This is a genomic window from Phenylobacterium sp. (assembly GCF_024508875.1).
Classification (GTDB): Bacteria; Pseudomonadota; Alphaproteobacteria; order Caulobacterales; family Caulobacteraceae; genus Phenylobacterium.
The window spans coordinates 1-2,116 of sequence record NZ_JANINU010000295.1 but is presented as its reverse complement, the minus strand read 5'-3'; the positions used below and the strand labels follow the sequence as shown (position 1 = coordinate 2,116).

The following is a 2,116-nucleotide window of genomic DNA, read 5'->3' as shown; positions in this document are numbered from 1 at the left end:
GAGCGAACGCCGGTGTCAGCGCCACCTTCCTTCCGTTCGCTCATCTGTCCGTTCTCCTAGGGTAAGCGGCCAAAACGCCGGCCGACAACCCGATTAGATATGGAGATTAGCGCCTTTTGGAAGGGTGGAATTGACGATGCGCACGTTGCGCCCACAGTGATTACGAAATCCGCAGCGCCGCTGCGGTCGAACGTCGCGCCAAGGCTGTGCTTCGCAGGGATCACTCGCTTGTGAAGTGAAGCTCAGTCCTCTTCGGCCGCCGAGCGGGCGCGCAGGATGCGCCCGGAGGTCACCGCGCCGGCCCCGAACTTCGCCCGGATCGCGTCCAGCGACCTCTCGGTGGAGAGGGCCTTACGCTCGTCGCCGGCGAAGAAGTCGTCGCCCGCGGTCGCGGCGTCGACCAGGTCTGCGATGCCGATGCCGATCAGGCGCCAGGGCCGGCCGGTGGCTTCCTTGGACAGCAGTTCGCGACCGACCTTGAAGAGGGTGTGGGCGGTCTGGGTCGCCACGGGCAGGGTGCGGCGCCGTGTCACGATCTTGAAGTCGGTGGTCCGCAGCTTCAGCGTCACCACGCGGCCGGCGACGCCGGCCTGGCGCGCCTGGCGGGCGACTCGCTCGCACAGCGGGGCCAGCCGGTCCTCCAGGTCGGACACCTGGCTCAGGTCGTCGTTGAAGGTGGTCTCGCAGCTTATGCCCTTGCGGGCCTCGTTGGGGTTGACGGCCCGGTGGTCGCGGCCGTGGCTGAGGTCGTGCAGGCGCAGGCCCCAGGCGCCCCAGCGGTCCGCCAGCACCTTGATGTCGGCGCGGGCGAGGTCGCCGACCGTGCGGTAGCCGGCCTTCTCCAGGCTGGCGACCATGGCGGGGCCGACGCCGGGCAGGATCTTCACGGGCTTCGGGGCCAGGAACGCCTGCGCCTCGTGGCCGATCACCGAGAAGCCGCGGGGTTTGTCGAGGTCGGACGCGATCTTGGCGAGGAACTTGTTGACCGCCAGGCCGATGGAGACCGTCAGGCCCGTCTCGTCCTCGATGCGTTTCTGCAGCCGGGCCAGCGTGATGGCCGGCGCGGCGCCGTGCAGGCGCTCGGTGCCCGAAAGATCCATCCAGGCCTCGTCGAGGCTGAGGTTCTGGATGAGCGGCGTCAGCTCGGCGGCCAGGCCCAGGATTCGCTTGGACTCGGCGCGGTACTTGGTGAAGTCGGGCTTGATGACCACTGCCTCGGGGCAGGCCTGCAGCGCCTTGAACATCGGCATGGCCGAGCGCACGCCCTTGATGCGGGCGATGTAGCAGCAGGTGGTGACCACCCCGCGTTTTCCGCCGCCGACGATGACCGCCACGTCGCGCAACTCGGGCCGGTCGCGCTTCTCGACGCTGGCGTAGAAGGCGTCGCAGTCCATGTGGGCGATGGCGAGTTCGCCCAGCTCGGGATGCGCCACGATCCGCGGCGAGCCGCAGTCGGGGCAGCGCCGGACGGGCTCCTCGCCCTGCCAGAAGCAGTCGCGGCAGAAGGCCTTCATTCCAGCGGCCAGAGCCAGGCGGCGCCGCGGACGCCCGAGCTGTCGCCGTGCAGGGCGCGGCGGACCGGGGTCGTGAAGACGTCGGAGAAGACGTGCGGGGCGATGGCGGCCGGCAGGCGTTCGTATAGCAGGTCCAGGTTCGAGATGCCGCCGCCCAGGACGACGACGTCGGGGTCCAGGATGTCGGTCACCACGGCCAGCGCGCGGCCCAGGCGGTCGACGTAGCGGTCCAGCGCCGCCATCCCGGCCGGGTCGGGGCTGGCGACCACCGCCTCGGCGTGGCGGCCTGCGTCGCGGGCGAAGCCCGTGCCGCTGAGCCAGAGCTCCAGGCAATTGATCCGTCCGCACCAGCACTGGATGCCGGGCAGCTCCTCGGGCTTCGGCCAGGGCAGGGGCGTGTGGCCCCACTCGCCGGCGATGAGGTTGCGGCCCTCGACCAGCCGCCCGTCCAAGGCGATGCCGGCGCCGCAGCCGGTGCCGACGATCACGGCGAACACCACGCCTTCGCCGGCCGCCGCGCCGTCGCGGGCCTCGGACAGGGCGAGGCAGTTGGCGTCGTTGGCGTAGCGGACGTCGCGGCCCAGCACGCGCTGCAGGTCGGC

At 70.8% G+C, this 2,116-nt stretch carries 2 protein-coding genes; both read right to left on the bottom strand.

Features of this window, described 5'->3' with window-relative positions:
* Nucleotides 1–242 precede the first annotated feature (242 nt).
* Nucleotides 243–1,514, bottom strand: a complete 1,272-nt coding sequence (locus tag Q0L11_RS19540) for a DNA polymerase IV (protein WP_296599465.1) — start codon at nucleotides 1,512–1,514, stop codon at nucleotides 243–245.
* Nucleotides 1,511–2,116 (bottom strand): ROK family protein (locus Q0L11_RS19535; RefSeq protein ID WP_296599463.1); only part of this gene is annotated, 606 nt, incomplete at its 5' end. The genes Q0L11_RS19535 and Q0L11_RS19540, both read right to left, overlap by 4 nt.

Bases quoted from the DNA above. Each gene is read 5' to 3' on its own strand.
- Q0L11_RS19540 (WP_296599465.1), bottom strand. From the start codon at position 1,514: ATGAAGGCCTTCTGCCGCGACTGCTTCTGGCAGGGCGAGGAGCCCGTC.